General features: G+C 72.5%; 14 protein-coding genes. 6 read left to right on the top strand and 8 right to left on the bottom strand.

Features of this window, described 5'->3' with window-relative positions:
- Positions 1 to 39: 39 nt before the first annotated feature.
- Entirely contained in the window at positions 40 to 975 is a 936-nt protein-coding gene (locus tag RVR_RS05225) for a carbohydrate ABC transporter permease (protein ID WP_202232717.1), read from the bottom strand.
- Positions 972 to 2,354, bottom strand: a complete 1,383-nt coding sequence (locus tag RVR_RS05220) for an extracellular solute-binding protein (RefSeq protein ID WP_202232716.1) — start codon at positions 2,352 to 2,354, stop codon at positions 972 to 974. The genes RVR_RS05225 and RVR_RS05220 overlap by 4 nt, the downstream gene beginning before the upstream one ends.
- 442 nt (positions 2,355 to 2,796) lie before the next feature.
- Between RVR_RS05220 and RVR_RS05215 the strand changes: the two genes are divergently transcribed.
- The 3 genes from RVR_RS05215 (at position 2,797) to RVR_RS05205 (ending at position 5,449) form a co-directional block, all read left to right on the top strand.
- A complete protein-coding gene (locus RVR_RS05215; protein ID WP_237404580.1) occupies positions 2,797 to 4,062 on the top strand; it encodes an ROK family transcriptional regulator in 1,266 nt (421 codons plus the stop codon).
- Positions 4,063 to 4,147: 85 nt separating this feature from the next.
- Positions 4,148 to 4,543, top strand: a complete 396-nt coding sequence (locus RVR_RS05210; RefSeq protein ID WP_202232715.1) for an NUDIX hydrolase — start codon at positions 4,148 to 4,150, stop codon at positions 4,541 to 4,543.
- Between the two features lie 267 nt (positions 4,544 to 4,810).
- Entirely contained in the window at positions 4,811 to 5,449 is a 639-nt protein-coding gene (locus RVR_RS05205) for a hypothetical protein (protein ID WP_202232714.1), read from the top strand.
- A 330-nt stretch (positions 5,450 to 5,779) separates the two neighbouring features.
- Here the strand turns inward: RVR_RS05205 and RVR_RS05200 are convergent, their stop codons facing one another.
- Positions 5,780 to 6,514, bottom strand: coding sequence for a Type 1 glutamine amidotransferase-like domain-containing protein (locus RVR_RS05200; RefSeq protein ID WP_202232713.1), 735 nt, complete (start codon positions 6,512 to 6,514; stop codon positions 5,780 to 5,782).
- 64 nt (positions 6,515 to 6,578) lie between these two features.
- Here RVR_RS05200 and RVR_RS05195 point away from each other — a divergent pair, with 64 nt between their 5' ends.
- The 3 genes from RVR_RS05195 (at position 6,579) to RVR_RS05185 (ending at position 10,676) form a co-directional block, all read left to right on the top strand.
- Positions 6,579 to 7,508 (top strand): aminoglycoside phosphotransferase family protein, encoded by a 930-nt coding sequence (locus RVR_RS05195; protein WP_202232712.1) that lies wholly within the window; start codon positions 6,579 to 6,581, stop codon positions 7,506 to 7,508.
- Positions 7,509 to 7,961: 453 nt separating this feature from the next.
- Complete coding sequence (locus RVR_RS05190; protein WP_202232711.1) at positions 7,962 to 9,446, top strand: glycoside hydrolase family 76 protein; 1,485 nt, start codon at positions 7,962 to 7,964, stop codon at positions 9,444 to 9,446.
- Between the two features lie 84 nt (positions 9,447 to 9,530).
- The gene (locus RVR_RS05185; RefSeq protein ID WP_202232710.1) at positions 9,531 to 10,676 is read left to right on the top strand and encodes an SGNH/GDSL hydrolase family protein; all 1,146 of its coding nucleotides are present in this window, start codon (positions 9,531 to 9,533) and stop codon (positions 10,674 to 10,676) included.
- Positions 10,677 to 10,790: 114 nt separating this feature from the next.
- Here RVR_RS05185 and RVR_RS05180 read toward each other — a convergent pair whose 3' ends face one another.
- From RVR_RS05180 to RVR_RS05160, 5 genes are all read right to left on the bottom strand, one after another.
- Complete coding sequence (locus RVR_RS05180; protein ID WP_202232709.1) at positions 10,791 to 11,666, bottom strand: geranyl diphosphate 2-C-methyltransferase; 876 nt, start codon at positions 11,664 to 11,666, stop codon at positions 10,791 to 10,793.
- Positions 11,667 to 11,721: 55 nt separating this feature from the next.
- Positions 11,722 to 12,750: a family 2 encapsulin nanocompartment cargo protein terpene cyclase gene (locus RVR_RS05175; protein WP_202238400.1), complete on the bottom strand. Its 1,029-nt coding sequence runs from the start codon at positions 12,748 to 12,750 to the stop codon at positions 11,722 to 11,724.
- Between the two features lie 74 nt (positions 12,751 to 12,824).
- Positions 12,825 to 14,264: a family 2B encapsulin nanocompartment shell protein gene (locus RVR_RS05170; protein ID WP_237404579.1), complete on the bottom strand. Its 1,440-nt coding sequence runs from the start codon at positions 14,262 to 14,264 to the stop codon at positions 12,825 to 12,827.
- 611 nt (positions 14,265 to 14,875) lie between these two features.
- A complete protein-coding gene (locus tag RVR_RS05165; protein ID WP_202232707.1) occupies positions 14,876 to 16,072 on the bottom strand; it encodes a GDSL-type esterase/lipase family protein in 1,197 nt (398 codons plus the stop codon).
- Positions 16,069 to 16,665, bottom strand: a complete 597-nt coding sequence (locus tag RVR_RS05160) for a TetR/AcrR family transcriptional regulator (RefSeq protein WP_202232706.1) — start codon at positions 16,663 to 16,665, stop codon at positions 16,069 to 16,071. The genes RVR_RS05165 and RVR_RS05160 overlap by 4 nt, the downstream gene beginning before the upstream one ends.
- Between the last annotated feature and the right edge of the window lie 534 nt (positions 16,666 to 17,199).

Raw genomic sequence — 17,199 nt, 5'->3', positions numbered from 1 at the left:
GGCCTCCTTCGTCGGCCGCCCACTGCGGTGACTCGCTCGTCACCCCTCCTCCACTTTCAGCATCCGGATGTACACCACCGAGAACAGCGCCCCCACCACCAGCAGCACCAGCGCGATCGCGGTCCCGTAGCCGATCAGGCTGTTCTGGAACGCCTGCTGGTACATGAAGATCGGCAGCGTCTCGGTCTTGTTGCCGGGACCGCCCCGGGTCATCGTGTAGATCAGGCCGAAGACCGACAGGGTCTGGAGCGTGATCAGCATCAGGTTGGTGAGGATCGAGCGCCGGATCACCGGCAGCGTCACCCGCCACAGCCGCTGCCACGCGCTCGCGCCGTCCACCTCCGCCGCCTCGACCAGCTCGCGCGGCACGTCGCCCAGCGCCGCGGAGTACACCAGCATCGAGAACGCCGTGCCGCGCCACATGTTGGCGATGCACACCGCCAGGATCGGCAGCGTGTAGAGCCAGTTCTGCTGCGGCAGGTGCAGGAAGCGCAGGATCGCGTTGAGCGAGCCCTGCTGGTAGAAGAACGCGTACATCAGGTAGCCGGCCACCACCTCCGGCAGCACCCACGCGGAGATCACCACCGCGCTGGTCAGCGACCGCACCGGCTTCGACGCCTTCTCCATCAGCACCGCCAGCGCCAGCCCCAGCGTGTTCTGCCCGACCACCGCCGAGCCGACCACGAACATCAGGGTCAGCTCGACCGCGTTGGTGAAGTCGGGGTCGCCGAACGCCCGGGAGAAGTTGTGCAGCCCGGTGAAGTGGGTGCCCGAGGAGCCGGTGAGCTGCATGTCGGTGAAGGCGTAGTAGACGCAGTACCCGATCGGCCCGGCGAGGAACACCGCCAGCAGGACCACCGACGGCAGTACCGGCAGGCCGCGCAGCAGCCCGGCCAGCCACGTCGGCAGGGGCGTCCGGTCGGCCCCGCCGCGGGCCCCCTTCCGGCCGGCGGCGGTGGCGGCGGACGAGCTCACTGCGCGCCCTGGACGGTGTGGTCCGCGCCCACCGCGGACCTGACATCGTTATCGAACGTGCTCGCGGCCTTGTCCACCGACGCCTGCCCGGTGGTCACCGACTCCATCGCCTTCTGGATCGCGGACGAGACCTGGGTGTACGCCGGCACGCCGGGCCGGTAGTAGGTGGCGGCCACCAGCCCGCTGAAGAACGCGTTGGTGGGCAGGGCCTTGAGGTACTTCGGGTCGGCGGCCACGTCCTGGCGCACGGGGATGGTCGCGTTGACGTTGTTCCACTGCGCGGAGGCGGTCTCGGTCTCCAGCGACTGGAGGAACTTCCAGGCCAGATCGGCGTTCTTCGCCTTGGCCGGGATCGACCAGGCCCAGCCGCCGGACATGCTGACCTTGCCCTTGCCCTGCCCGTCCTGGGTCGGCATCGCGGCCTCGCCCATCGTGGTCTGCCACTGCGGCCACGGCTTCGGGCCGGTGCGGATCCAGTTGTTGGGCATCCAGGAGCCGTCGATGTCGATCGCGAGCTTGCCCTGCGGGATCATCTCGGTGCCGACCTGCGCGCCGATGTTGACGCCGAGCGCCGTCTGCACCTTCGGCCCGAGGCCCTCGCTGTAGACGGTGTGCAGGAAGTCCAGCGCGTCCTTGAAGCCGGTACTTCCCACCACCCACTTCTTCTGCGCCGCGTCGTACAGCGAACTCCCGCCGGCCGCCGTGCCGTAGAGCAGCATCTCGAAGCCCTGCATGGAGGACTGCTCGCCGCCGGCGGTGCCGGTGTAGAGGTTCATCGGGGTGACACCGGGCACCTTCGCCTTGACCGCGCGGGCGGCGGTGAGCACGTCGGCCCACGTCTTCGGCTGCCACGGCACCGCTATGCCGGCCTTCTCGAAGAGCGTCTTGTTGTACCAGATGCCGCGGGTGTCGGTGTTGTCCGGGACGCCGTAGGTCTTGCCGTCCTCGGCGTACTTCATCGCCGCCTTGGACGCGGCCGCGTACTGGCCCCAGTCCTTCCAGGTCGACAGGTAGCCGTCCAGGGGCTTGAGATAACCGCTGGCGACATCGGAGTTGATGGTGGCGGTGTCCTCGTAGACCAGGTCGGGCGCGGTCACGGGGGAGCGCATCATGAGCTGGATCTTGGTGTAGTAGTCGTTCTCGCTCGCGGTGACGGGCACGAGTTTGACCGTGGTGCCGGGGTTCGCCTTCTCGAACACCTTCACCTGGCCGGCCAGGAAGTCCGGCTGCACCGTGTTGCTGCTGTTGAGCTGCTTCTGGTACACGACCTTGATCGTCTTGCCCGAACCGCCGGAACCGGAACCGCAGCCCGACGCGGTCGCGGCCAGCACTGCGGTGACGACGGCGATGCCGGTGGCGACGGTGAGTCTCGTGCGCACGTTCAACCTCCGGTGGAGTGCCCGGACGCGGCCCGCGACCCTGCGTTGACGGGTGCGGGACGGTGCGGGACGCGGGTGTGCCGCAGGGCGCCAACAGCCGGAAACCCCATGGCCGACAGGGCGGGCGGCGCCCTGGTTGTCGGCGAAGCTAAATCCAATGGATGGAGTAAGTCAACGCTTCTGACATGTAAACTTCCCGCCGTCGGGGGGTGCGGAAGCGCACGCGGGGCGTGCGGCGGAGGGCTTGCCGGGCGGGTCGGGGCGTACGCGGGCGGCGCGTGCACGGGCCCGCGGGGGAGCGCGGCGCACCGGCCCGGCGGCGCCGCGGGGGGTCAAGCGGAATGCCGCGCGAGGTCGTGTGCGCGCCCCGCGTCGGGGCGTGCGGACTCCGGCGCGGACGCGGGGCGCAAGGCGTGACACGGCGAGGAGAGGACGTGACGCGGTGACGCAGGGCGGGACCAATCTGCCCCGGGTGGGGGGCTACAACCAGGCCGTGATCCTGGACGCGATCCGGACGGCGGGGCCGGTCAGCCGGGTGGAACTGGCACCGCTGACCGGACTGACCAGCCAGACCGTCTCCAACGTGGTGCGCCGGCTGCTGGCGGCCGGCCTGATCACGGAGTCGGGGTACGCCCCTTCCAGCGGCGGCAAGCGCCGGACCCTGCTGTCGCCCCGCGCCGACGGCGCCTTCGCGGTCGGGGTGCAACTCGATCCGGACGGCGCGGTGGTCGTCGTGGTGGACCTGGCCGGGGAGGTGCTGGCCTCGCGCCGGGTCAGGCTGGTCGATCCCGGCGAGCCGGCAGACGTGGTGGCCCGGGTCGCCGCCGCGGCACGGCGCCTCACCGCCAGGACCCGGGTGGACCCGGCCCGGCTGCTGGGCACCGGCATCGCCACGCCCGGCCCGATCGACGGCACCGCCGGCGACGTGGTGCTCCCGCCGAACTTCCCCGGGTGGGGCCGGGTGCCGCTGCTGGAGATGTTCGGAGCGGCCACCGGGATGCCGGTCGCCATGGACAACGACGCGACGGCCGCCGCCATCGGCGAGCGCTGGATCGGCGGGCGGGCCCGGGCCGGCAGCTTCCTCTTCCTCTACCTCGGCACCGGCATCGGTGCCGGCATCGTGCTCAACAACACGGTGCTGCACGGCGATTCGGGCAACGCGGGCGAGTTCGGACACATGGCCGTCGAGCCCGGGGACCGGATCTGCCACTGCGGCGGCAACAACTGCCTCGGCCCGTACGTCAGCCCCTCCGCGGTGCTGTCCGACCTGCTGGTCCGGCACGGCCGCGGTGCCGCCGAGCGGATCGGCCTGGCCTGCGCCGAGGACTCCGTGCACGCCGACTGGAAGCTGCTGTGCCGGGCCGCCCGCCGCGGCGACCCGGCGGCCCGCGACGTCGTCCGCGCCGCCGCGGCCCGTATCGGCCAGGCCGCGCGCGGCGCCGTCGCCCTCCTCGACGTCGAGCGGGTGGTGCTGGGCGGGGAGGCACTGCGCGGCATCGAGGCGATCATGTGCGAGGAGGTCGCGTCCGCCGTCAACACGACCTCGGTGACCCGGGCGATACGGCCCGTCGCCGTCGAGCGCAGCGTGATCGGCGACGCGGTGGGCGCGGTGGGTGCGGCGTCCCTGGTGCTGCACGGCACGTACGCACCGGGCTGGCGGATGCTGACACAGCCGTCCCCGTCCCCGTCCCCGACCCCGCCGGCCTGAGCGGGGCCGGGCCCCCCGGGTGCGGCGGCATCTCTCGGTAGGGTCGGGGCGGTCAGGTGCGGACGAGGGAGGGGCGGGAACGGCGGTGCTGATCGACACGGTCGCCTGGGTGCGGATCGAGGACGGCCGGATCCTGTGCGCACGGCCGCGCGGGAAGGGCGTCTTCTACATCCCCGGGGGCAAGCGCGAGGGCGCCGAGACCGACCTCCAGACCCTGGTGCGGGAGATCCGGGAGGAGCTGACGGTCCGGATCGACCCGGGGACCGCGGCCCACGCGGGGACCTACGAGGCCGGGGGCCCCGGTCTGCCCGACGGCGCCCTGGTGCGGATGGCCTGCTACACCGCCTCCTACGAGGGCCGGTTGGCGCCGAGCAGCGAGATCGAGGAGGTGGCGTGGTTCTCGTACGCGGACCGCGAACGCGTACCGCCGGTCGACCAGTTGCTCTTCGACGACCTCAACTCCCGCGGTGAGCTGCCCTGATCCGGGCGCCGGAGACCCTTCCGCGTGGCCGTCCCGAAGCGGAGGCCGGAGAACAGGCCGAGAAGCCTGTTCCCGATCTCCCAACAAGGCCGAAAACCGGATGCGTATTTTTCCCCGTATACCAGGCAGCGTGCCCGTTCGGCCTCAGAGTGGGTGGTGACGCGGCGATGTCGCCGCGTCACCACCAGCTCTCAGAGGGGGTAGCGGATGTTCCGCTCGCCAGTCCTGTCCGAGCCGCCCGGACCGCCCCGGTCCCGTGTCGCGTTCATGTCCGTCTTCCGGTCCGCGGGCCGCCTCATGGCCGTACTCACCGCGCTGCTCGTGCTGCCCGCCATGCTGGTCCTGCCGCAGTCCGCGTCCGCCTCGGAGGCCGGACACAGCGGGTCGGCGATCGCCGTCAAGGTCCACGTGGCGCGCGATGCGGCATCCGGGGCGTCCCCGCGCACCTGCTACGCCGTGTCGGGCCACTTCATCAGCCGCTACAACCAGAACCCAGGGGGCTGGGGCTGCGCCGTCACCCCTGAGTACGCCTACCTCGACGGCACCTACCAGGAATTCGCCAACGGCGAGATGGACTGGTCGCCCAGCCAGGGCGGGAACATGGTCGTCTCCGGTCTGAGGTACCCCGGCGGCATCTACTTCCAGTTCGGGCCGTCGGATCCGTTCAACTACGACGCCTGGCTGGTGAGGATCAGCCAGGAGGGAGGCGGCACCTTCCAGCCCGAGTGCAGCAGCGGGAGCAACGACGGGCAGGGCAACTACTGTGACCGCTCGAACGGGGCGGTTCACCTGGGAACCACGAGCACCGGGCACTGGCAGATCATCACCGAGGGCTGCGACGTCAGTTGGACCGGGAGCCACACCTGCCGCCAGAGCTGGACCATCCCGGTGGACATCTGGTACTGACGGGCCGCCTGGAACCCGTGAGCAGCCCGCCCGACACCGGCGGCCCGTAAGCCCTCCACCGCTACGACCGGCTCGTGGTCATCGCCGGGAACGGCGACGACAGCGACCACGACGCCAACGCCGCCATCGAATTCAGCCGGCACACGCCGAAGGAGACGGCCGGCACCCGATCCCCACGTCCCCACCGCGCGGTCGGCGTCCGCGATGTCGGAGGTGCGGGAGGCGGTCCACCGCTTGAGCCGGCGCCGGCGCTCGCGGCCCCGCCTCCCGCGCCCCCGTCCGCGCCTGCGGGGGTCGCCCGCGCAGGCGCGGAGGTTGCCGGCGGGGCGCTCACACGGACGGCAGCCTGCGCGGTTCGAGGCGCTCCTCCACCGCGTCCTGGCCCTCGCGCCGGACCACGTACGCGCCCTTGCCCGGGACTTCGGTGACCGCCTCCACCAGAGTCTCCCCGCGGTAGACCAGGCCGACGCCGTCGTCCGTGCAGTGGGACGTCGGGAGGGTGCCGTCCGCCACGAGCCGGTGGATGAGCGGCCGCCGGCCCGCATCCGAGTCGTAGTGCACGCCGTTGCCGTAGGGCAGCAGCCCCAGCGCGTCCGTGACCGGGCGCAGCCGCCGCCCGAACGAGTCCGTCGCGCCGCCCCGGAACCAGCAGATCGAGCCGGCGCTGACCCCGCTGAGCACCACCCCGGCCCGCCACGCGCGGCGCATCACGCGATCCACGCCGTGCGCCCGCCACACCGCGAGCAGGTTGACCACCGAACCGCCCATGACCCACACCACGTCCTGCTCCAGGACGGTGCCCTCGACGTCCTCCAGGTTCGGCATGGGGAACAGGTGCAGGGGCGTCAGGTCGAAGCCCGCCACCCGGGCGGCCTCGGCCATCCGCGCCGTGAAGTGCTCGGCGTCGCCGATGGCGGTGCCCACGTACATGATCCGGGGGCGTCTTCCGTGCGCCCCGGACAGCTCCACCGCGTGGTGCACCAGGGCGTCGAACTCCACCCGGGTGCGCCCTCCGGCGCGGTGCCCCCCGGAGGTGGCGAGAACGGTCGGTTCCGCTGCTGTCATGCCGCCGATCGTACCGAGGGCGCCGGGAGCCGCCCGGTCCGCCGCCTCGCTAGTGTGGCTGGCCATGACCGAGAGCGAGAGCGCGACCGAGAGCGGGACCCGGGCCGGGAGCGGGACCGGGATCACCGCGGACCTTGTCCGCGACCTGCTGCGGGAGCAGCATCCGGACCTCGCGGGGCTGCCGCTCCGCGAGGTGGCGGGCGGCTGGGGCAACCAGATGTGGCGTCTCGGCGACGAGTTGGCCGTGCGCATGCAGCGCATGGACCGCACCCCCGGGCCCCAGCTCAAGGAGCGGCGCTGGCTGCCCGTACTCGCCCCGCGCCTGCCGCTCCCGGTGCCGACTCCGGTCCGCTCCGGCGAGCCGTCCGCACGCTTCCCCAAGCACTGGACCGTGATGACCTGGGTCCCGGGCGAGCCGCTGGACCACGGCGTGATCAGCCGCGGCGCCCACGCGGCCGACACCCTGGCCAGCTTCCTCCGGGCGCTCCACGTGGAGGCGCCCGTGGAGGCGCCGGTCGGCACGGACCGCGGTGCCCACCCCCGGGACTGCGCGGACGGCTTCGAGGACTTCTTCCGGGCCGTCGCCCCGGACGACCTCGCCGCGGACGTCCGGGCCGTCTGGGACGACGCCGTCGCGGCGCCCGCGTGGCGGGGCCCGCCGGTGTGGGTGCACGGCGACCTCCACCCCGCGAACGTCGTCGTCGCGGACGGAACGCTCTCGGGCGTCGTCGACTTCGGTGACGTCTTCGCGGGCGACCCGGCGTGGGACCTCGCCGCCGCATGGGTGCTGCTGCCCGCGGGCACCGCCGCCCGCTTCTTCGACGCCTACGCCCGAGCGGACGAGGCGGCGGTACGGCGCGCCCGCGGGCTGGCCGCGATGAAGAGCCTGTTCCTGATGCTCATGGGCCGCAACGGCGACCAGGGCCTTCCCGGCGGCAAGCCCCACTGGGGGCCCCTGGGCCGGGCGGCGCTCGATCGGGTCCTGGCGGGTTGACGGTTGGCGGGTTGGCGGGTTGGCGGGTTGGCGGGTTGGCGGGTTGGCGGGTTGACGGAACGACGGGCGCGTGACGCGCGCTTCCCCGGGCCTGGCCGCGGCCGCCCAGACATCCGACCACTGATGGGCAAGAGGAGGCAGGACGAGGTTCCTGCGACGGGAGCGCACGTGGGGGCGCGTGTGGCACCGGTGCGGAGTGCGATGCAGCGGACCGTACGGCCCCGGCCCGGGTCCCGACCCGGGCCCGATCCGGGTCCCGATCCGGGACGGACCCGCGTCCCGACCCGGGCCCGGCCGTGGCCGCCCCGCACCACCCGCGCTCGACCTCCCGCAGTGATCCGACCATCCGCCCGGGTTATTGACGTGCCGTCACCCGCTGGCTAGCTTCCGAGCAGAGCCCTTCCCCCCAAGCGGCGTGCTCCCGCACGCCTGACCACGGCTCAGGAGCCCCCCATGCGTGCAATGAGACCCCTGCGCATCGTCGTCCTCGCGGCGGCCCTGACAACGATGTCAGCCACCGTCGCCCAAGGTGCGGCGCCGCCGGCCGACGCGGCCGCGTCCGCCGCCGCGGCGCCTTCCGCGACCGCGGCCACCACGATCTGCAACTCCTACTGCGACGCCCGGGACCCCGCGCTGAGCACGCAGGACCGGCAGCCGGTGAGCGCCACGGTCAACTCCCGTTCAATCGTGCTGCACTTCGACGACAACGACGCGATGGCGTGGGCGTCGATCGGCAACGGCGGCGCGGGCGACGAGGTGTGGCTGGACCGGTCGATGGACGGCGGCCGCACCTGGAGCGCCGGCAGCAAGCTCGGCGACACCAAGGTGCCGTCCGGCTCCGGCGGTTGGCGCACCCTGATGTACAACGTCGACGACTGGAACAACGAGGGCGTCGGCGCGGTGCGCGCCTGCGGAGAGGCGTCCGGGTCGACCGCCATCGCGTGCACCTCGTGGGCGCGCACCACCTGGAACGCCTGGTCCCGGGGCACCGCCGCGGCGACCGCGCTGATGATGTCCTACGACCGCGGCACCAAGCTGTTCGGCGGCAACGGCTGGTGGACCAGTGCCAACGCGCTGACCGCGATCATCGACGACGCGCGGATCAGCGGCATGCCGAGCTACAAGTACGCGATCAGCGAGACCTACAACGCGAACATCAACGCGCAGGACGGCAACTTCACCAACAGCTACCTGGACGACACCGGTTGGTGGGGCCTGGCGTGGGTGGACGCGTACGACGCGACCGGGGACAGCCGCTACCTGGCCACCGCGCGGGCCGACGCCGACCACATGGCCGACAACTGGAACACCGTCTGCGGCGGCGGGGTGCGGTGGAACACCGGCGGCGAGTACAAGAACGCCATCACCAACGAGCTGTACCTGTACCTCGACGCCGCGCTGCACAACCGGATCAGCGGGGACACCACCTACCTCGGCCGGGCGAACACCGAGTGGTCGTGGTTCCAGAACAGCGGCATGATCAACGGCGACCACATGATCAACGACGGGCTCTCCGACGCCTGCGTCAACAACGGGCAGACCACCTGGACGTACAACCAGGGCGTGGTGCTCGGCGGGCTGACCGAGCTGTACAAGGCGACCGGCAACTCCGGCCTGCTGGACACCGCGCGCACCCTCGCCAACGCCTCGACGGTCAAGCTCCAGACGGCCGGCGTGCTGCGTGAGCCGGGCGAGGGCGACAGCTGCACCGGTGACGGCCCGAGCTTCAAGGGCGCCTACGTGCGCGGGCTGGGCAAGCTCAACACCCAGTTGTCCGACCACCCGTACGCCGCGGACCTGACCGCGTGGGCGAACTCGGCGTACGCCCACGACCGCAACTCCCTCGACCAGTACGGCCCGCACTGGGCCGGCGGCACCGGCAGCAGTGACTACGGCTGCCAGCAGAGCGTGCTCGACCTGCTCAACGCGGCCGGGTGACACGGCCGTTCGTACCTCGCACCACCCCTTCCTCCCCCCACTTCCCGTGAGACGCGTGAACCCGAGAAGGAGCGTGGCACGACGATGAGACGATCCCCCTTACTGTTCGCCCTGGCGTTGGCCGCCGCCGTGGGCGTCGGCGCGGGCACCGCGCTGCCGGCGGCCGCTGCCGCCGGCCGCCACGCCGTCGCCGTACAGGCCGCCCCGGCCGCGGGTGCGTCGAGCCTGCGGGTGATGCCGCTGGGCGACTCGATCACCTGGGGCGTCGGCAGCAGCACCGGCGACAGCTACCGGTCCGCGCTGGCCGCCGAGCTGACCGGCGAGGGCCACACGTTGGACTTCGTCGGCAGCGGCCGGGACGGCACGATGTCCGACCCGGACAACGAGGGCCACTCCGGCTGGCGGATCGACCAGATCGCCGGCATCGCCGACGGCGTGCTCGACCGCTACCGGCCCAACGTCGTCACCCTGGAGATCGGCACCAACGACCTCAACCAGAACTACCAGGTCGCCACCGCCACCGACCGGCTGCACGCGCTGATCGACCAGATCACCACGGACCGGCCGGGCGTGACGGTGCTGGTCGGCTCGCTGATCGTGTCGACCAACCCGGTGGAGGAGCCCAACCGGCCGGCGTTCAACGCCGCCGTGCCCGGCATCGTGCAGGCCGAGCAGGCCGCGGGCCGGCACGTGGGGTTCGTCGACATGAGCGCCCTGACGGCAGCCGACCTGTCCGACCAGTTGCACCCCAACGACGGCGGCTACCAGAAGATGGCCGACGCCTTCGACGCCGGCGTCCGGTCGGCCGACGCGGCCGGCTGGATCGCACCGCCGGTGCCCAACGGCGGTGCGGTGCGGTCGGGCATCGCCGGCAAGTGCCTCGACGACAACGGCGACAATCCCGCCAACGGCACTGCCGTGCAGTTGTGGTCCTGCAACAGCAGTGACGCCCAGTGGTGGCAGTTGCGGACCGACGGCACGCTGCGGGCCGTCGGCAAGTGCCTGGACGCGACCGGCAACGGCACCGGCGACGGCACCAAGGTGCAGCTCTGGGACTGCAACGGCGGCGCCAACCAGGTGTGGCAGCCGTACAACGGCGGCTACCGCAACCCGGTGTCCGGCCGCTGTCTCGACGACCCCAACTCCTCGACGACGGACGGCACCCAGCTCCAACTGTGGGACTGCAACGGCACGAACGCCCAGAAGTGGACGACTCTCGGGGTCATCTGACGTCCACTCATCTCTTGGCGCGCCCGCCCACGGCACGACGGCGGCGCGGGCCGGCCACGGGGCACCCTCCCGTGGCCGGCCCGCGCCGCTCGGCGTTCGCGCAGGCCGGGCGCGTCAGACCCGGTCGGCCACGATCATCAGGTACTGGAAGCTGCCGTTCCGGTACGCCGTCAGAAACGGTTCTTCGACCCCCGTGACGAGATGCTCCGCCTGCCGGCGCAGCTCCCAGTACGGGATCGCGGTCGCGGTGAGGTCCTCGACGTGCACCGGGACCAGCCGGTTGGCCGCCATCGCCCGGAAGTACGCCGAGCGCGGGTGGATGTCGCAGATGTAGTGGGCGTTGATCAGGGACACCTCGCGGGAGGCCCGGCCGTAGGTGTCGTTGTAGCAGCCGGTGATCGTGACGTAGCGGCCGCCGCGGCGCAGCAGCCGGGCGTGCTCGGCGAAGAGCAGGTCCAACTCCACGTACATCGTGGACTCGTTGTTCCAGGAGGCGGCGTACCCGCCGGTGCGGAAGCCGGTGTCGAGCATGTTGCGGTGGTGGTAGCGGACCTTGCCGTCGATGCCGCGCGCCCGGGCCTGCTCGTTGGCGAAGTCCGCCTGCTTGGTGGAGAGCGTCACGCCGTCGGCGGAGCAGCCGTAGCGCAGGTGCGCCACCACGCTGCCGCCGCCGCGTCCGCACCCGGCGTCGAAGACGCGGTCGGCGGGGGTGAGCGGTCCGAGGCGGGAGGCGAGCAACTCGGCCTGCGCGTGCTCCAGCCGGTGCAGTTCGGCGGTGATCCGCTCGCGCCGCAGGGCCGGGTCCGGCTCGTCGAGCACGGACCGGTCGGCCTCGCCGATGCCGTAGTGGTGGTGGTAGAGGTCGTCGATCTTGCCGAGTTCGAGGTTGACCGGGTTCTCCTCAGCGTTCCAGTAGTCCGCGACGCGGGTCTGGTACGTGGACTGGGCCGGCACCGGTGCGGTGGTGGTGCCGCGGTGGGTCGTGGTCAACACTGACTCCTTCTGTACAGGGTGCTGGTGGTGGTGCGGGTGGAGCGATGTGCGCCTACCAGTAGTTCGGCAGGTGGTAGCGGTGGGTGTTGGTCGCGTGCCACTCGTGGTTGCCGGCCACCCAGTCCGACAGCCCGCGCGCGTAACGGCCGACGAGGGGCGAGGTCGCCGACAGCGCGGCGGCCTCCTCCTCGAAGGACGCCATGATCTGGTTGTGGATCTCGACACTGCGCAGGTACGCGGTCTTCAGGCCGCAGCGCTCGTTGGCGGCCACCACCTGCGGCAGGTTGAGGTGGGTCGGATCGGTCTCCAACTCCTTGGTGAAGGAGTAGAGGTCGTTGACGAGCGTCGTCGCGTTGGAGGCGAGCGCGGTGATCCGCTGGACCTCCGGACGGGAGTAGAGCGGTTCGGGCAGTTCGTAGCCGTCCACCGCGTCCACGATCGACAGGCAGGGGCGGAAGTTGTTGAACTGCCGCATGACCAGGTACTCCCACACCTTGGGCATGTGGCCGGTCTCGGCCCAGGCGGCTTCGGCGAGGTAGCCCAGGTGCAGGCGGGCGATGTCGTGGACGAAGCGGGTGGTCTGGCTGGGTGTGGCGAACCCGGCGTAGTCCTTCATCGCCCAGTGGTAGGACCGCAGCGGCCCGTCGGCCTGCATGCCCTGCCGCCAGTCCTCCTCCGACCCCGCTGTGCCGTGGTAGGGGTCGATCGCCGACTGGGCCATGATCAGCGGGCCGCCGAGGCCGCGGTGCGAGCCGCCGCGGTCCTCTTCCTCCTCGCAGTAGCAGTCGTCGACGAGGTTCTCGGCCAGCAGGAGTTCGCCGGCGGCGGTGAGCCGGTCCAGGTCCGCCGCGCCGGGGTGCTGGAGCACCACGGCCCGGCCGAACTGGAAGCCGGCGAAGTCCCCGGTCCACGCGGTGGGGAACAGGTCGAGGCCGCGTGCCCACGCCTCCAGCCGGCGGTCGACCTCGGCGACCTTCTCCGGGTCTGGGGGCGTGACAGCCCGGTACGTCAGCCCCGGGATCGCGCCGGTGCGGCGGGCGGCCACCGACCGCGGGAGGCTCGGCGGGCCGGGCAGCGGCAGGCGGGCCGGGCGGGCCGGGGGGCGGGTGCCGGGGGACGTGCGCGCCGGGTGCTCCACCCGGTCCTCGGCGGCGGTCACTCGACCCGGCCGAGCTGGACGTTCTCCAGGATGCCGACGGCGTCCGGCACCAGGATCGCCATCGAGTAGTAGGCCGTGACGAGGTAGCTGATGACCGCGGCCTGGTTGACGCCCATGAAGCGGACGTTCAGGCCCGGCTGGTACTCCTCGGGGATGCCCGTGGCGTGCAGGCCGACGACGCCCTGGTCGTCCTCGCCGGTGCGCAGCGCGATGATGCTGCTGGTGTGCTGGGCGCTGACCGGGATCTTGCCGCACGGGAAGATCGGCACGCCGCGCCAGGCCGGCACCTGGTGGCCGCCGACGTCGGCGGAGCCGGGCAGCAGGCCGCGCTTGTTGCACTGCCGGAAGAAGGCGGCGATGGCCTTGGGGTGGGCGATGAACAGCCGGGTCTTGCGGCGCATCGCGAGCAGGTCGTCCAGGTCGTCGGGCGTCGGCGGGCCCGAGTAGGTGCTGATCCGCTGGCCGTAGTCGGTGTTGTGCAGCAGTCCGAACTCGCGGTTGTTGACCAGTTCCCATTCCTGGCGCTCGCGGATCGCCTCGATGGTCAGCCGCAGTTGCTGCTGGGTCTGGTCCATCGGGTCGTTGTAGAGGTCGGAGACCCTGCTGTGCACCTTCAGCACGGTCTGGGTCAGCGACAACTCGTATTCGCGCGGCCGGAGTTCGTAGTCCACGAAGCCGCTGGACAGGGTCGGCTCGCCGGTGTGGCCGGCCTGCATCGGGATGTCCGCCTCGCCGCGGCGGTTGGCGGGCAGCTTCTGCCGCTCGGCGTAGGCCGCCAGGTGCGCGGCCAACGACGCCTCGCGGGCGGTGAGTTCCCGGAGGCTCTGCCAGGGCAGTGCCAGCAGCACGCCGGCGGTGTCGGCGCGCACCGAGGTGGTCCAGCGCGGTTCGGCCTGGCCGACGGCCTCGTCGCCCACCTGGTCCCCGTCGGTGAGGACCCCGACGACGCCCTCCTCGCCGTACAGGCCCTCGGCGTAGCGGGTGAGCCGGCCGTGGACGACCAGGTAGGTGTCCGTGATCGGCTGACCCGCCTCGCACAGCACCTCGCCCGGCCGTACCTCCCGGGGCCGGAAGCGGGAGGCCAGCTCGGCGAGCACGCCGGTGTCGGAGTAGCCGTGCAGCGGCGGCAGTTCGGTGAGGGTCTCGGGGACGACCCGGATGTCGTCGGCGCCGTTGTGCTCGAACGCCACCCGGCCGCGGCCGACCCGCAGGTGCAGGCGCCGGTTGACGCGGTAGGTGCCGCCCTTGATGTCCAGCCAGGGCAGCATCCTGATCAGCCAGCGGGAGCTGATGCCCTGCATCTGCGGTTCGGACTTGGTGGTGGTCGCGAGCTGCCGCGCCGCCCGGGTGCTGAGACTGGTGAGCTGTGCGCCGCTCGCCGGATCGGCGGCGGGGTCGTCGGTGGTGGCGCCGGTGGTGTGTCCCGGTTCGGGCACGTTTTCTCCCGTAAGACGAGCTGGACAGGCAGCGTGAGAGGACCTGGAGTCAGGTGAACGGGCTTGCTGGACAACGGAGTCGGCGGACATCGACGGTTCGCGCGGCGGAGTCCGCCGGCGGTTGCGCGCAGGGACCAGCCAAGCAGCGGGGGGCGCGCGGCGGTATAGCGGGCAGGGGGCGCCTTCGCGCCCCCGGTGGTGCAAACCTGCCGGGTGAGGCGGAAGAGGGGAGTGCGCGCGGGCGCGTGCCGCCGACGCACCTCGCGCGCCGGCGCGGGGGAGCGTCACCCCGGCGTGCGGGTCGTGGCCGCGCGCCGGGGGACGGCGCGGGCAGGCCCCCGGGCGGTGGTCTCCCGGGGGCCTGCTGGTGGGGGTCGGCGGCGTGGCCGTGGGGACGGGACGGGCCCGCGCGTGACTGGTCCGTGCGTACGGCGGACGGGGCCCGTGCGTTACGGGGGGACGGCGCGTACGGGGGGCCGCGTGCACGGGCACGGGTCCGCGTACGGGGACGCGTGGACGTGGAGACGCGGACGGGGCCGCGGGCGTGCGGACGGGGACGGGCCTCGCGCGGACGCGCCCGTGCTCACCCGCTCCTGCTCAACGTCAGTGCCTCACGCGGTGGCGCCGGCGGGGCGTGTCCTCGCGGAGTGGAACGCACCGCCCGGGCCGAAGACCAGCCGGGCGAAGTTGGCGCCGATGCGGCGGTGCGCCTCGGGGGAGGGGTGCACCTCGTCGGGCAGCGGCAGTTCGGCGTAGTCCGCCTCGCCGTACAGCTCGCGGCCGTCCAGGTAGTGCAGGTGCGGGTCGTCCGCCGCGCGCCGCTCCACGATCCGGGCGAGCTCGGCACGGATCACGTTCAGCGTCAGGCGTCCGGCGGCGCGCTCCGCCGGGTCGCCGGTGGCCTTGAACCGCAGGACGCCGCCGCCGAAGTCCGGGGCCAGCGGCCCCGGTGTGTCCTCCTGCACCGGGCACAGGATCGAGGACACCACCAGCAGCGGCGTGTCCGGGTGCCCCTCGCGGACGGTGTCGAGGAAGCCGTGCACCGCGGAGCCGAAGGCCCGCAGCCGCATCAGGTCCGCGTTCACGATGTTGATGCCCAGCTTGACGCTGATCAGGTCCGCGGGGATGTCGCGCATCGCGCGGGCGGTGAACGGGTCGAGCAGGGCGCCGCCGCCGAACCCCAGGTTGACCAGCTCGACGTCGCCGCGCGCGGCCGCCAGCGCCGGCCAGATGCCGGTCGGGTGGGTCGCGTTGGAGCCGTGGCTGATCGAACTGCCGTGGTGCAGCCACACCTTGCGGGTCCCGTCGGCGGCCGGCCCGACCGGCGCGTTCGTGCGCAGCGCGACCAGTTCGGCGCCCTCGTTGTGCGGGAGCCAGATCTCGACGCGCTTGTCGTGGCCGGGCAGACCCGCGAACCGGGCGGTGCCGGCGGGCCCCTCCGTCAACTCCACCGCCTGCGTGGCCATGTCGATGGTGCGCAGCCGTCCGCCGGGCACGGTGGCCTGGCCGGCGAGGCGCCCGTCGACCAGCAGGTCGTACACCCCGTCCGGGGGCGGTGGGGCGCCGACGTAGACGCGCTTGGTGGGGAGGGTGTCCAGCTCGACCGCCGTCGCCCGGGTGCGGAAGACCAGCCGTACGCCGGACGGCTGCGCCTCGGCCATGACCAGTTGCCCGTCGGGGAACTGCCGGCGCGCGGCGGCGGGCAGCCGGTGCGGCAGCAGGCCGTGCGCGGTGTGCTCCACCTCGACGGCGCCGCGCAGCATGGCGGCGGTCAGGGGGGTGGTGGTCCAGTCGTGCTCGGTGCTCATCGTCCCTGCCTGTCGGTCTGGTGGTCGAGGGGTGCGCGGTCGCGCAGGAGGAGGTCGAGCGAGTCGAGCAACCACGCCCACGACTCCTCGGCGGCGACCGGGGTGTGGCTGAACGCCCCGCTCAGCTCCAGGTCCACGTAGCCGTGGAATGCGCTGCCCAGCATCCGCACGGCGTGCGTCTGGTCCGGCTCCGCCAGGTGGTACCCGCGCAGGATCGCCCGGGTCATCTGCGCGTGCCGCACGCCCGCGCTGCCCGCCGCCGTCTCCGGGTCCAACCGCAGCCGCGCCGCCTCGTACCGGCCCGGGTGCTCCCGCGCGTAGCCCCGGTACGCCTCCGCGAACGCCGCGAGCGCGTCCTTGCCGGCCCTCCCCGCCACCGCCGCGCCCGCCCGGTCCGCCATCTCCTCCAACGCCAGCAGCGCGATCCGCACCTTCAGGTCCTGCGAACTGCGCACATGCGAGTAGAGGCTCGCGACCTTCACGTCGAAGTGCCGCGCGAGCGCCGAGACGGTCACCTGGGCGAAGCCGACCTCGTCGGCGAGTTCGGCTCCCGCCCGGGTCAGCCGCTCCGGGGTCAGCCCCGCTCGAACCATGACCTTCCTCCTTCTTGCCTAGATCCATCCTGCATCTACCTAATGCATTTAGGCAAATGCCTAGGCCCGCGCAGGCCGACGGTGGCAGCGGCTGGCGGCTGGCGGCTGGCGGCTGGCGGCTGGCGGGTGGCGGCTGGCGGGTGCGTGGCAAGGGGCCTGGCGGGTTCGGTGGCGCCCGCACTTGGGCGACGGGTCGTTCCGGGCAGGTTCCCGCGCGCGTTCGACGCCTGGACGTTGCGGCTCAAGGGGGCCGGGCACTCCATGATCACGGACCGGGCCGGGCCGGACCGGGTGCTGCACCTGTCGGCGGTGATCTCCTGGGAGGGATGCGCCCGACCTCGAACAACCTCAACCGCGACCGCTGGGACCAGGCCGGCGCGCTGGTGCGCCTGCGGTGGTAGGCCGAGGCCGTGGACAAGCTGGAGACCATCCGGCAGGCGGCCCCGCAGTGGCTGCCGCGTCAGCGGTACGCAGGGGACGTCCTCGGCCGGGTGATCGCCCGGCACCGCACACCGACGCCGTGGATGCGGGTGT

The sequence above is a fragment of the Streptomyces sp. SN-593 genome, from assembly GCF_016756395.1.
GTDB lineage: Bacteria > Actinomycetota > Actinomycetes > Streptomycetales > Streptomycetaceae > Actinacidiphila > Actinacidiphila reveromycinica.
This window is presented reverse-complemented; position numbering and strand designations above follow the sequence as displayed.

What these genes read in the sequence shown, in the direction of transcription:
- RVR_RS05160 (WP_202232706.1), bottom strand. Translation starts at nt 16,665, where the DNA reads ATGGTTCGAGCGGGGCTGACCCCGGAGCGGCTGACCCGGGCGGGAGCC.
- RVR_RS05165 (WP_202232707.1), bottom strand. Translation starts at nt 16,072, where the DNA reads ATGAGCACCGAGCACGACTGGACCACCACCCCCCTGACCGCCGCCATG.
- RVR_RS05185 (WP_202232710.1), top strand. Translation starts at nt 9,531, where the DNA reads ATGAGACGATCCCCCTTACTGTTCGCCCTGGCGTTGGCCGCCGCCGTG.
- RVR_RS05200 (WP_202232713.1), bottom strand. Translation starts at nt 6,514, where the DNA reads ATGACAGCAGCGGAACCGACCGTTCTCGCCACCTCCGGGGGGCACCGC.
- RVR_RS05190 (WP_202232711.1), top strand. Translation starts at nt 7,962, where the DNA reads ATGCGTGCAATGAGACCCCTGCGCATCGTCGTCCTCGCGGCGGCCCTG.
- RVR_RS05195 (WP_202232712.1), top strand. Translation starts at nt 6,579, where the DNA reads ATGACCGAGAGCGAGAGCGCGACCGAGAGCGGGACCCGGGCCGGGAGC.
- RVR_RS05205 (WP_202232714.1), top strand. Translation starts at nt 4,811, where the DNA reads ATGTCCGTCTTCCGGTCCGCGGGCCGCCTCATGGCCGTACTCACCGCG.